We start from the raw sequence: 12,586 nt of genomic DNA, 5'->3' as shown, positions 1-12,586 counted from the left end.
CTCTCACTGATCCGAGTGCCGGCGTGTGTCAGCACCGCTCACTCCTGTGTGTCGATGGCCAGTCGGGCCGCGCCGACCACGACCGCGTCAGCGCCCAACGTGGCGGACAGCAGCGGAACGTCGGCCCAGCCCGCGGGCAACTCGGCCGAGTAGGCGGCCGACGCGGTGGGCAGCAGGGGACCGGCCGCTCCGCCGGCCACCAGGACAGCTTCCGGATCGAGCAGGGCCACCAACCCCGCCAGGGCCGCGCCGAGGACGGTTCCGGCCCGCTCCACGACCCGCTGGGCGACCCCGTCTCCGGCTGCGGCGCGGTCCGCCACGGCCCGCCCGGTGACGTGGGTGCCGGTCTCGATGGCGTACGCGGCGGCCAGCCCGCTGCCGGAGGCGATCGCCTCCAGATGCCCGTACCGGCCGCACCCGCACCGCAGTAGTTCGGCGCCCGGGGCCGGCAGATGTCCGACCTCGCCGGCGGCGCCGCGCGCACCGGCCTCGACGCGGCCGTTGCGGACGACCGCCCCGCCCAGCCCGGTGCCGACGGCCACCAGCAGCACATGAGCGCGGTCCCGTCCGGCGCCGGCCCAGCACTCGCCCAGCGCGGCGGCGTTCACGTCGTTGGTGACCCGCACGGGTCGACCCAGCCGGGCGGCCAGCGCGTCGGCGACCGGGGTGCCGGCCCAGCCGGGCAGGCTGTCAGTGGCGTACCGGATGCCGCCGGTTGCGGGGTCGACCGTGCCGGCGGTGCCCACCCCTACCGGCCCGGCGGCCGCGCCGAGCAGGTCGGTGGCCAGCCGGGCGGCGGAGTCCAGCACGGCCCCGGGCCCGGACCGGGCGGGCGTGGGCACCTCGCGGCGCTCCAGCACCTGTCCGGCCCGGTCGACCAGCGCGGCCGCCGTCTTGGTGCCGCCGATGTCGATGCCGACGATTGGTGTCGTCATCCCTTGAGGCCGGTGTGCGCGAGGCCCTCGACGAACTGCTTCTGCGCGATGACGAAGACCACCAGGACGGGCAGCGCCGTCATCGACGCCGCGGCCATCTGGACGTCCCACATGGGCCCGCCGTACGCGTCGACGAACTGGGTGAGCGCCTGGGGCAGGGTGAACTTCTCCGGAGAGGAGAGGAACACGATCGGTTCCAGGTAGAGGTTCCAGCTGTGCAGGAAGGTGAAGATGGCCACCGCGCCCAGTGCCGGCCGCGACAGCGGCAGGGCGATCCGCCAGAAGGTGGCGAAGCGGCCCAGCCCGTCGACCCGGGCCGCCTCCTCCAGCTCTCCGGGGAGGCTGATGAAGAACTGCCGCATGATGAACGTCGCCAGGACGCTCGGCGCGCCGAAGATCGGCACCAGGATCAGCGGCCAGTGGGTGTTGACCAGGCCGAGTTTGAAGAACATCTGGAACAGCGGAACGATGGTCACCTCGCTCGGAATGAGCAGGCCCGCGAGGACGACCAGGAACAACACGTTCTGGCCCCGGAACCGGATGCGCGCGAAGGCGTACCCGGCCAGCGCCGCAACGGCCATGGTGCCGACCGTGACGACCAGCGCGATGTAGAGGCTGTTCAGGTACTGCTGCCCGAACGGCTGCAACTCGAACACCCGCTGGTAGGCGTCGAACCGCGGGTTGGTCGGCAGGAGCTGCGGCGGGAAGGCGAAGATGTCCGCCACCGGCTTCAGCGACGACGTGACCATCCACCAGGTCGGGAAGACGAACGGGATCGCCAGGACCAGCAGCACCCCGTAGAGCACCAGCTTGGTCCGCCGGGACAGGTCACGATTCATGGAAGACCCACCTCTTGCGCATCTGCCACTGCAGCACAGTGAGGGCGAGCACGATGGCGAACAGCACGATCGACAGCGTGGCGCCGTAGCCGAAGTGATGGAACTGGAAGGCCTGCTGGTACAGGTAGTAGACGAGCACCGTCGTCGATGTGCCGGGTCCGCCCTGGGTGAGCACCGCGATCTGCGCGAAGACCTGCAGCGACCCGACCACGGTGATGATCGAGGTCAGCAGGATCGTCGGGCTGATCAGCGGTACGGTGATCCGCCAGAACTGGCGCATCCGGCTCGCCCCGTCGACTTCCGCAGCCTCGTACAGCTCGGCCGGCACGCCCTGCAGGGCGGCCAGGAACAGCACCATGTTCAGGCCGACGTTCTTGAACACCTGCACGACGATCACGGACACCATCGCGGTGCCCTCGCCGCGCAGCCAGTTCGGCCCGTCCACGCCGACGGTGTCGAGCAGCCCGTTGATCCCGCCGTTGTCCTGAAGCAGGAAGCCCCAGACGATGGTCCAGGCCACCAGCGAGACCACCACCGGGGAGAAGAACAGCGTGCGGAACACGATCGTGCCCCGCAGCCTCTGGTTCAGCAGGACGGCCAGCAGCAGTGCCAGGCTGAGATTGAGCATCACCAGGCCGACCGAGAAGAGCCCGGTGGCGCGCAGCACCGCGCCGAGGTTGGGATCATCGGCGAGAGCCGTGTAGTTGTCGGTGCCGACGAAGTCGAAGGTCCCGGCGAGCACGTTCCACTCGTGCAGGCTGTACCAGAGCACGAGAATCAGCGGCAGGATCACGAAGACGGCGCTGCCGAGCAGTTGCGGGGCGATGAACAGGTAACCGGTGAGCTGGTCCCGGCGGCGGCTGGTCCAGAACGGCCGGGCCGGGCCCGGGGCGGGCCCGGCAACAGCCGAGCCCACCCTGGTGTCCGTCTGGGTCATGATCGTTGGCCTTACTTCGCCAGCAGCGGCTGGATCTTGGCGCAGACGCCGTCGAGTACGGCCTTGACGTCCGCGTTCGGCTGCCACAGCGGGTCGAGGCCGGCGCGGACCTGCTGGCTCAGCTCGGCCTGCCCGGAGTGGCTGGGCTTGACCACGCCGTTGGTGATGCCGTCGATGACGACCTTCTGCAGCTGCTCCGGCTTGAGCTTCGGGTTCGTCTTGGCGAGCGTCTCGGCGGTCAGCTGCGACTGTCGGGGCGCCGGGAAGAACTGGGCGAGCTTGGCCGAGTTCGTGGGGTTGGTGAAGAAGGCCAGGAAGTCGGCCGCCTGCTTGGCGTGCGGGCTCTTCTTCATCACCCCGAGGCCGGCCTGGCCGACCACCGCGTAGTTCCCCTTCGGCCCGGCCGGCAGCGGCACCAGGTCCCACCCGAAGCCGCCGTCCTTCAGCAGCGAAGCGCGGGAGATCTGGGTGATCGTCATGGCCGAGTCACCGGCGAAGAAGTCGGCGGTCGTGCCCGGGCCGGGCAGCGCCTTCTGGGTGAAGGTGGCCTTGTGCAGGGAGGTCATCGCGTCGACCATCTCCGGGCTGTTGAAGCCGCAGGCCTTGCCGTCCTCGCTCCATGCCTGGGCTCCCCACCCGGTCCAGAAGGTGGACAGGTTGTCCCAGCCCTTGTAGTCGAAGTCCCGAATTACCAGGCCGGCCTTGCCGGAATTCGCCGCCGTCGCCGCGGCGGTGGCCAGAGCGTTGTCCCAGGTCCACTGACCGGCCGCGATCAGCTCGGCCGGGGTCTTCTGCTTGGCCTTCGTGAGCAGGTCGGTGTTGACGAAGACCCCGAACGGCGAGGTGGAGAAGGGGTACGCGTACAGCTTCCCGTCGTCCTGCCAGAGCTTGAGGGTGGCGGGGGAGATGTCCTCGTACTGGTAACCCTCGGCCTTCTTGAGCGTGTCGTCGAGGGGCAGCAACGCGCCCGAGGAGACGAAGTCGGGGGCGGAGTTCTCGAACACCCACGCGAGGTCGGGCGCGTTCCCGCCCGCGATCTGGGTGGTCAGGGTCGTGGTGTAGGTGTCGAACGGCAGCGGGTCGAACTTGATCTCGGCCACGTCCGGGTGGCTTTTGCGGTACTCGTCGGCGATCTCGTTGAACAGCTTGAGGTGCGCCTCGTTGGCCGACCAGACGGTCATCCGCAGCTTCGCCGGACCGCTGTCGTCGGCCTCGCCACCGCCGCCGCAGGCGGTCAGGGCGAGCGCACCGGTCAATGCGACGGCGACGCCGCGCAGGGCCTTTCCTGCTCTCACAATCTTCTCCTCACCGGGGGTGTTTTCAGTAGCCCGCGATCTGCGGCCAGCGCTGTTCCACGCCGGCCGCGGTCAGGCGGTCCTGGAAGTCGGCCAGCAGACGGGGGGTGTTGCGGACCGCACGCGGGGACTCGCCCCGCGCCAGACAGAAGTCGGCGAGCAGGCCGGCGACCTCGCCGACGTTCCACTCGACCGGATGCAGCCGGTAGCTGCCGTTGGTGACGTGGGTGGTGCCGATGTTCTTGCCGGCCGGCAGCAGGTTCTCCATCCGGCTCGGGATCAGCGCGCCGAGCGGGATCTCGAACGGGCAGGAGCCGACGTCGATGTAGTTGTCACCACCGGTCGACGGGTGCAGGTCGATCCGGTACATGCCCACGCCCACCGCGTCCGGGTAGCTGACCGCGCCGTGGTCGCCCCGGACCGCCAGGGACAGGTCCTGCTCGACCACGGTGTACTCGGCCTGGATCCGGCGGGACTCGCGGATGTACGGGGCCTGGGCCAGGCCGTCCGAGCTGCCGGTCACGTCGCCGCGCAGCCGCAGGCCCGGGAAGCCGGTGCCGCCGTCCGGCCGGGGCGCCTCCGTCTGCAGCCAGTAGAGCACCGAGTACGACAGCTCGCGGGCCTTGGTCAGGTGCCACGACGCGTTCGGCACGTCGATGACCGGACCCTCGAAGTAGTCGATCATTGGCCAGTTGACCAGGGTGATGTCGCTGCCGTACGCGCCGTCGGTGAAGTTGCGCCGTGCGGCGATCCGCCGAAACGTCCACAGGTTGCCATCGCCCGGGTTGACGCGTTGATCGGCGTTGACGCTCAGCGGGTCGTCGTCCGGGTTGGGGGTGAAGCTGCGCTCGACGATCTCCAACGTCCGCGGGTGCGGTGACTTCCAGGACAGCAGGCGGTCACCCCAGAAGTCGGGCTTGTAGTCGCGCCAGAAGTCGTACCCCGCGGGACGGTCGATGGTGTGGTCACCGTCGACGTGGTCGAGGGCGAAGCAGACGGACACCGCCTGCATGTTCATCGGCTGGGCCTCGGCCGGGGCGCTCGGCTCACCGGTGTCCGCCTGCGACTCGAACCCGGTGACGTACTCGGTGCCCGTCAACGGCAGCAACTCGCCGGTCTCGGTGGCGTCCAGGACGTACGGCGCGACCACGTCGATCCGCTCGTCCCGGTCGCGGTGCGCCAGCGTCACGCCGGTCACCCGGTCCCCGTCGGTCTCCGCGGCGACCGGCCGGTACGGCTGCAGCACCCGAAGCCGGCCCGAACCGAGGTACGGGGCGAGCATCTGTTCGAGGACGGCGACGGCCACCCGCGGCTCGTGGCAGAGCCGGCTCACCCAACCCGCACCGGGGTTGAGGTCGGTCCAGGCCCGGGTCCGTTCGGTCAACGGGTAGTGGCGACGGTAGTAGTCGCGGATGCCGTTGCGCAGCGCCCGGTAGCTGGCGGTGGCGCCGAACTGCTCGATCCAGGAGTGTTCGTCCGGCGGGACGGCCTGGCTGGTGAGTTGCCCGCCGAGCCAGTCGAACTCCTCGGTCAGGATGACGGACCGGCCGGCCCGGGCCGCGGCGAGCGCCGCGGCGACGCCGCCCAGTCCGCCCCCGACGACGAGGACGTCCGTACGCATGAGTACCACGTGTTTCCTTCCAGTTGCGCGGCCGACCGCTCAGCGCCGGTCGACCGCCGGATCGGGGGTGCCGAGGGTGACGCCCTCGACGAGTTCGCAGGGGAGAAGTCGCTGCTGGACGCCGGCCGCGCTGCCATCGATGACGCCCGTCAGCACCTCGACCGACTGTCGGCCCATCTCCTCGCGGGGGATGCGGAACCCGGTGAACGCGATGTCGGTGGGGACCGGGGCCGTCGGGTCGCCGAGGGTCACGATCGACAGGTCGCCGGGCACGGTCAGGCCACGCCGACGGGTGGCCGACTCCAGCGCGACCGCCGTGGCGAAGTCCTCCACGAAGACGACGGTGGTCCCGTCGGCCAGCAGGGTGTCGACGGTTGTTTCGGCCTCCGCGGCCACTGCCGACATCTGCCCGGCGCTCTCCGCGGTCGCCGCGGCGGCGTGGAACCCACGGAGCCGGTCTTCGGAGGATTCCGCGGCGGTGCCCATGCTGACGTACGTCAGGCGGCGGTGACCGTGCCGCAGCGCCGTCTCGACGAGCTGGGCCACCGCCGAGGCGTAGTCGGCGCCGACGTAGGGGACCGGCCCGCCGGCGTCGTCGCGGCGCCCGACGGCGACGTACGGATATCCGTCACGGTTGAGCCGGTGCAGCTCCGCGCCGTCGATCTCGCGCCCGAGCAGGATGCACCCGTCGGCCAGACGTAGCCGGTTGTCCTGGTGGAAGATGCGTCGCCGGCCGTCCACCACCGGTGCGCTGGTGAGCAGCAGCAGGTCGCAGCCGACCCGCTCGGCGTACTCCTCGATGCCGAGCAGGAACGGGTGGAAGAAGTCCCGGCTGCCGCTGGGAAAGGCGGGCTCGTACGTGAAGACGCCGATGATCCGGTTGAACCGCGAGGCGAGGCGGCGGGCCACGGGGTCGGCGGCGTAGCCGGTCTCGGCGATGACCCGCAACACCCGGTCCCGGGTCTCCGGGGCGATGCGGACGTCGGCGTCGGTCCGATTGTTGAGCACCAGCGACACCGTCGCCTGACTGACGCCGGCCATCCGCGCGATGTCACGCTGGGTGACACGTCTGGGGGGAGCGGTCACGTCGGGTCCTTCCGGTGTTGCTAATGCGTATTAGCGGTCGGCGTTGGGAAGGAGCTTGGCCGGTGGCCCGGCGTGTGTCAAGGGGTGGACGCAAGATTTCGGCACGGTGAACTTGCTGGAGTAATGCGCATTAGCCGTCGAGGTTCGCGGCGGGTCGCTGTCTGGCCCGGGCCGCGAGCCGGCTCTTGACAGAGTCGCCGCCGGGCGCGCAATATTCGAGAAACATAGATGCTAATACGTATTAGCTCGGGTGGTGCCAAGGGCTGCCAGCCGATCGGTGTCCCCTGTGTTCTTACTGAGCGTCACACCGCGCCGCGCCGCGCCGTTCGTGCCGCCGATCCGACCGACCGAAGAGGAAGCCGCATGACGAGACCATCCGCCCCGTCCCGACGCGCTGTCCTGGCGGCCGCCAGTGCCGGCCTGCTCCTCGCCGCAGTAGCCGGCGCCCGGCCGGCAGCCGCCGAACCCGGGCTCGGCTTCCCCCAGTTCACCTACCAGGGCACCGCGTTCGACAAGGGCACCCTCACCTACAACCCGACGAACGAGTTCATCTTCCCGAGCGTCATCCGGGCCGCCGACTACTTCCCCAACCCGCTCGGCGCCTACTACCTGTACTACGCGCCGCACGAGCGTCCCGGCGGGATCGCCCTCGCGTACTCCGACTCGATCAACGGTCCGTGGACGGAGTACGTCGCCAACCCCCTGATCAGCAACACCTGGCTGCCGTACTACGCGACGGTCAGCCACATCTCCTCGCCGCACGCGGTGTGGATCGAGGGCGAGGGCAAGCTCTTCCTCTACTTCCACGGCGAGAACTCCATCACCCGGTACGCCACCTCCGACGACGGCATCCACTTCAGCTACGGCGGGACGGCGGTCAGCCGGAACGACACGACCGGTGGCGAGACCTCCTACGCCCGGGTGTTCGAGCAGTCCGTGCCCCGCCTGGGCACCCGGTACCTGATGCTCTTCATGGACAATCCGACCGCTGCACTGCCCGGACCGACCGGGCCCGTGTCGCGGCGGATCCGCTGGGCGGTCTCCAACGACGCGCGGACCTGGACCATGCAACCCGAACCGATCGTGACCCCGCAGGGCATCGAAGGGCCGAACGCCTCGGGACCGTTCTTCCTGCGCTGGAACGACCGCAACCTGGTGATCTACCACGCAGCCGATGGCAACATGCACGCGGTGGACGTCGGGCAGGACTTCGACCAGGAGATCCACCTCGGCATCGTGCACGACTCGATGTCCGCAGCGCCCGACCTCGGCCGCTCGGCCGCGCCGACGTTCTACTTCGATGGGCGTACCGCGCACATGTACTACGAGGCCGGCGGCCGGCTCACCGCGACCATCGGGCACGCCACCGCCACCCTGGCAAACCCGTTGCCGGTACGGCAGCTGGACTGTGCCGTGGACCGGCCGGTCCTGTGGCCGCCGAACCATGAGCTGGTCGACGTCAACGTCACAGTCGACCTGCACGACGGCGTCCTCGGCCCGAACGCGTTCACCCTGACCGGCGTGACCGGTGGTGAGGCCGCGGACGTGAGTGGCTTCGCCGTCGGCACGCCGGACGCGAGTGGCAAGCTACGGGCCGAACGCGCCGGGAATGGCGGGGACCGGATGTACCACCTCACGTATGACGGTCACGACGAGATCGGACGGCCGGTGGGCTGCACCGTCACCGTCACCGTCCCGCACGACCAGGGCAGCAACTAGGTGTTCTGTCCATGGACGTTGGTGACACGGCTGGGATCTTGAAATAGGTGAAGGCCTCCGGTTGTGGAGTGGAGCTGTCTAGGAACCGCTCTGGCAACAGGAGGCCTTCGTGTCCCACGCTAACGCTGCCCTGACCCCTCGCGCACGTGTGCGCCTGGCGCGTCTGATCGTGGATGAGGGCTGGTCGGTCGCCCGAGCAGCCGAACGCTATGACGTGTCCTGGCCGACCGCGAACCGCTGGGCGCAGCGATACCGGCAGCAGGGCGCCGAGGGCATGCAGGACCGTTCGTCGCGGCCGCACCGCAGCCCGGCCCGGACCACGCGTCCGCTGGTACGCAAGATCGTGCACCTGCGGTGGAAACAGCGCCTCGGACCCGTGCAGATCGGCGGCCGCCTGGGCATGCCGGCCTCGACCGTGCACGCGGTGCTGACGCGTTGCCGACTCCACCGGCTGTCACACATCGACCGGGTCACCGGGGAACCGATCCGCCGCTACGAACACCCGCATCCGGGCGCGATGCTGCAGGTGGATGTCACCAAGTACGGCAACATCCCCGACGGCGGCGGGTGGCGTTTCGTCGGCCGCCAGCAAGGGCGGGCGCAACCGCCAGGCCACCGCACGGCGGACCGGGGCACGTAACGGCGTCTACGAACCTCAGATGGGTACGGCGTTCGTGCACACCGTCGTCGATGATCACTCCCGGGTCGCCTACGCCGAGATCCGTGACGACGAGAAAGCCGCCACGGCTATCGAGGTGTTACGCAACGCCGTCGGCTGGTTCGCCGCCCGCGGCGTCGACTCGGGCCGCGAGGTGACGGTGGCCCACCCGGACACCGCCCCTGGGTTGGAGTTCGATGGCGTCGTCGTGGTCGAACCCGCCGACTTCCCGCAGGACCTCGGCCGTCAGGGGCCGCTCTACACGGCACTCACCCGGCAGAACCGTGAGCTGGCCGTCGTGCACACGAGGCCGTTGCCTGAGCGGTTACGGAAGAGGTAGGGAGCCTCGCGCCACCACTTCGCCGTCGTCCGGCCGCCCCTGCGGCTCCTCGCTTGCCGATGGTTGTCTCGGCAATGACGTTGCACTACGCAGCGTTAGCGTGACGTACGGTTCGAGCTCGCACGGCCGGGTCACCAAGGTGGCCAGGCTATTCGACGCCAGGACTTAGTAGCTGTCCGTGAGCAGCTCGGCGACACTCGTCGGCTACGCGTGACCTCTGTCGTGCCGCGGCGCGACGGACCGCATCTCCACCACCACGGCGTGGTGGTCCCGAGGCGATGGGCGTGGCCCGTCCCCTTGCGCTTCACCCCAAACTCGGCATAACCCCGATACACACCGTAGTGAACCCATAACTTATAGCTGCTGCCCAGGCTTCCCTGGGCCGACCAGGCCCGGCCGAAGGCAGCAGAACGGGGGAACCATGCGGAGACTTGCAGCCGCGTTGGCGGCGGGCGGGATTGCCGTAATCGGCTTCGCGGCACCCGCCCAGGCCAGCCCCGGCCTCAACTACGGGCATGACTGCGTCCGCACGGGCCAGGTAGAACCTCATCTTGGCAAGTTTGGGCCGGCCAAGATCAACCCGCAGAATAAGCCCACGGGCGCCCTTAACGCCCGTGACGCCAGCGGCGGCAAGAGCCACTTCGACGACGGGGGTGTCTGCTACCCCTGAGTAGCGCTGATCGCACTACCCGACCCCGCTCTCGTGGCCCGCGCATCGCCCCGTGCCGACCCGGGAGCGGGGCCTCGGTGCGTTCAACGCAGGTCAGCGTCTACAGGCGCGCAAGCCTTGCGGCACGCCGGCCGCGACGCACGGCGGGCAACTCCACCCCGCTCGCGAGTATCTCCCGGCGGCCCCCGAGGTAACGCGCCGCCCAAGCCGCTGCGACCCAGTAAACGAGGGCACGTGCTCGACCGGGGTGCTTCCGCGTCGACGGCAACCGGTCGATGGCAACGGGGTAATCGTGGGCGGCGTGCCCTTCGGCGCGCCCTGCCGAGATCGCGACCGCGTACCCGCAGCCCACGCCGCCCCTCGGGCGCTGCAGCGGTGGACCGTGCCGGTATTGGCGCAACCCGCGCCTGACTTACGACAGAAGTCTTGGCTACCCAGGGTAGGGCGGTTATGTTGCGGGCGCCGACGGAGGTGTCCGGTGGGGCTGGTACTTGTCGTGGAGGACGACGACCGAATAGCTCGGCTCGTGTCGCGGGCGCTGCGTGACGACGGGCACGTCGTCGAGCGGGCCGGAACCGGGCGGGACGGTCTGGACGCGGCCCTCGCCACCGAGTTCGATCTTGTGGTGCTGGATCTGATGTTGCCGGGCATCAGCGGTGTCGAGATCCTCGACCGGCTCGTTGGCTCCCGCCCCGACCAACGGGTCTTCGTCGTGTCCGCGGTGCCGGAGATCGGCATCAGGGTCGCCTGCCTGGAGGCGGGAGCGGCCGACTTTCTCGTCAAGCCGTTCGCGGTGGCGGAGCTGGTGGCCCGGGTACGGGCGAGGATGCGCGGCCCCGCCCCCGGTCCGGCGCAGCGTTCCCTGTCCGTGGGGCCGGTCCGCCTGGATCTTCGGCTGCGCCGCGCCTCGGTGGCCGGCCGGCCGGTCGAGCTGTCGCTGCGGGAGTTCCTTCTGCTTCAGCACCTGATGGAGCGGGCCGGGCAGGCGTGCAGCCGGGCCGAGTTGTTGGCCGACGTCTGGGGGCTATTGTTCGACCCAGGCAGCAACGTGGTCGACGTGTACGTTCGCCGGCTCAGAGCAAAGCTGGACACCCCCGAGCGGGTGGAGACAGTACGCAATGTCGGGTATCGATTCATCGCGGAATGACCGCCTTCTCCTCGCCGCCTGGGCCGCCACGGCGATGGTCAACAGCTGCCTGATGTACGTCTTACCCGGAAAGGAGACAGTTCCCTTCCATCTCGTGTGGATCGGGCTGTCGGTCGTGTACGGACTGACCACCTGGCGCCCGGTTGTCATGGTCGTCGTGCTCGCCGCCGTCACGCTCACCACGGGATACATCCTCGTCCACCATGCCGCCGCGGCCGCCATCGGGTGGGAGGAAGTCACCGAGGTGCCACTGATGGCTGCGGTGTTCGGCGTCATGGTCTGGCATGTGCGGCGACGCCAGCAGATGGTGGCCGAGGTCGCCCGACTTGCCGATGTCGAGCGCCGGCGCGCCGAGTCCCAGGACCGCTTCGTACGGCTTGCGTCACATGAATTGCGAACCCCGATCACGATCGCCCGTGGGCACACCGAGCTGGTGTCTGCTGCCACTTCCGATCCCGTGATCCGGGAGGACACTAGAATCGTGCTGGAGGAGTTGGACCGGCTGGCCGGCATAACCCACCGGCTGGTGACCCTCATGCAGTTGGACGGGCCGTACGTCCGCGAGATGCGAGACGTCGACCTGCTGCTGGCTGGCATCGTGCGGCGGTGGCGGCCCGCTGCGGATCGCCAGTGGGGCGTGTGCTCCACGGTCGAGATGGCGTCGATCAATCAGGACCGTCTGGAGATGGCTCTCGACTGCCTTCTTGACAATGCGGTCAAGTTCACCGAAACCGGTGACCGGATCGAGGTCGAAGGAATCGGCACGCGAAACAGCTGGACCATGGTGGTCGCCGACTCGGGCAAGGGAATGTATCCGGAGCAGGTCGAGGCGCTGAGCAACGCGGGTGCGTCACCGGCCCCCCCGGGCATGTACTCCGGCACGGGACTCGGCTTGGCGATCGTAAGAGCCGTCGTCGGTTCGTGGGGCGGTTCGCTGCGGGTGGAGAGCGAGCCCGACGTAGGTACGAGGATCTCAATGGTCTTCCCACGCTTCGTCGCGCAGCAGGCGCCTACGGATGCGGCGCCCGCGCCCCAGCAGCGGGGTTCCGCCCCAGGCGGTTGAGGCGGCCCGAACGCCCGGCGCAGGACAACTGCGCGAGATCCGGGCCGACGGACCTCCGGCATGACAGCCAGATGACAAACCTGTCACGAACGCCGCGGGCCGACCTCCGGGCTCCATCATCAGTGTGACGCACGACCTGTGCCCTGATCTGGGGATCCGTGCCGAGCGTCGCGCCGGGAGGTGGAGCCGATGCGACCAGATCGGTCGAGGGCGACGATGACGAGCGCGCTGCGGACAGCATGGAAGACGTGGTGTCCACGGCCTTCGAGCAGACGA

9 protein-coding genes and 1 pseudogene are annotated in these 12,586 nt (G+C 69.4%); 4 read left to right on the top strand and 6 right to left on the bottom strand.

The window, feature by feature from the left end; translation table 11 throughout:
- Nucleotides 1–38 precede the first annotated feature (38 nt).
- The 6 genes from ACWD5O_RS08740 to ACWD5O_RS08715 are packed head-to-tail and all read right to left on the bottom strand — an operon-like array spanning nt 39 to nt 6,713.
- Nucleotides 39–935: an ROK family protein gene (locus ACWD5O_RS08740; protein WP_450084918.1), complete on the bottom strand. Its 897-nt coding sequence runs from the start codon at nt 933–935 to the stop codon at nt 39–41.
- Nucleotides 932–1,774: a carbohydrate ABC transporter permease gene (locus ACWD5O_RS08735; RefSeq protein WP_354966849.1), complete on the bottom strand. Its 843-nt coding sequence runs from the start codon at nt 1,772–1,774 to the stop codon at nt 932–934. Before ACWD5O_RS08735 ends, ACWD5O_RS08740 begins: the two co-directional genes overlap by 4 nt.
- Entirely contained in the window at nt 1,764–2,711 is a 948-nt protein-coding gene (locus ACWD5O_RS08730) for a carbohydrate ABC transporter permease (protein ID WP_354966848.1), read from the bottom strand. The genes ACWD5O_RS08735 and ACWD5O_RS08730 overlap by 11 nt, the downstream gene beginning before the upstream one ends.
- A gap of 11 nt (nt 2,712–2,722) precedes the next feature.
- Nucleotides 2,723–4,006, bottom strand: coding sequence for an ABC transporter substrate-binding protein (locus ACWD5O_RS08725; protein ID WP_354966847.1), 1,284 nt, complete (start codon nt 4,004–4,006; stop codon nt 2,723–2,725).
- A gap of 25 nt (nt 4,007–4,031) precedes the next feature.
- Nucleotides 4,032–5,627, bottom strand: a complete 1,596-nt coding sequence (locus ACWD5O_RS08720) for an FAD-dependent oxidoreductase (protein ID WP_450084919.1) — start codon at nt 5,625–5,627, stop codon at nt 4,032–4,034.
- A 39-nt stretch (nt 5,628–5,666) separates the two neighbouring features.
- On the bottom strand, nt 5,667–6,713 hold the full coding sequence (locus ACWD5O_RS08715) for a LacI family DNA-binding transcriptional regulator (protein WP_354966845.1): 1,047 nt from the start codon (nt 6,711–6,713) through the stop codon (nt 5,667–5,669).
- A 363-nt stretch (nt 6,714–7,076) separates the two neighbouring features.
- Between ACWD5O_RS08715 and ACWD5O_RS08710 the strand changes: the two genes are divergently transcribed.
- The 4 genes and pseudogenes from ACWD5O_RS08710 (at nt 7,077) to ACWD5O_RS08695 (ending at nt 12,310) form a co-directional block, all read left to right on the top strand.
- Complete coding sequence (locus ACWD5O_RS08710) at nt 7,077–8,432, top strand: glycoside hydrolase family protein (RefSeq protein WP_354966844.1); 1,356 nt, start codon at nt 7,077–7,079, stop codon at nt 8,430–8,432.
- A 109-nt stretch (nt 8,433–8,541) separates the two neighbouring features.
- A pseudogene (locus ACWD5O_RS08705) lies at nt 8,542–9,229 on the top strand (helix-turn-helix domain-containing protein); the annotation flags it as partial.
- A 1,349-nt stretch (nt 9,230–10,578) separates the two neighbouring features.
- The gene (locus ACWD5O_RS08700; protein ID WP_354966842.1) at nt 10,579–11,247 is read left to right on the top strand and encodes a response regulator transcription factor; all 669 of its coding nucleotides are present in this window, start codon (nt 10,579–10,581) and stop codon (nt 11,245–11,247) included.
- A complete protein-coding gene (locus ACWD5O_RS08695; protein WP_354966841.1) occupies nt 11,219–12,310 on the top strand; it encodes a sensor histidine kinase in 1,092 nt (363 codons plus the stop codon). Before ACWD5O_RS08700 ends, ACWD5O_RS08695 begins: the two co-directional genes overlap by 29 nt.
- Nucleotides 12,311–12,586 lie beyond the last annotated feature (276 nt).

The sequence above is a fragment of the Micromonospora sp. NPDC005161 genome (assembly GCF_053599855.1).
This window is presented reverse-complemented; position numbering and strand designations above follow the sequence as displayed.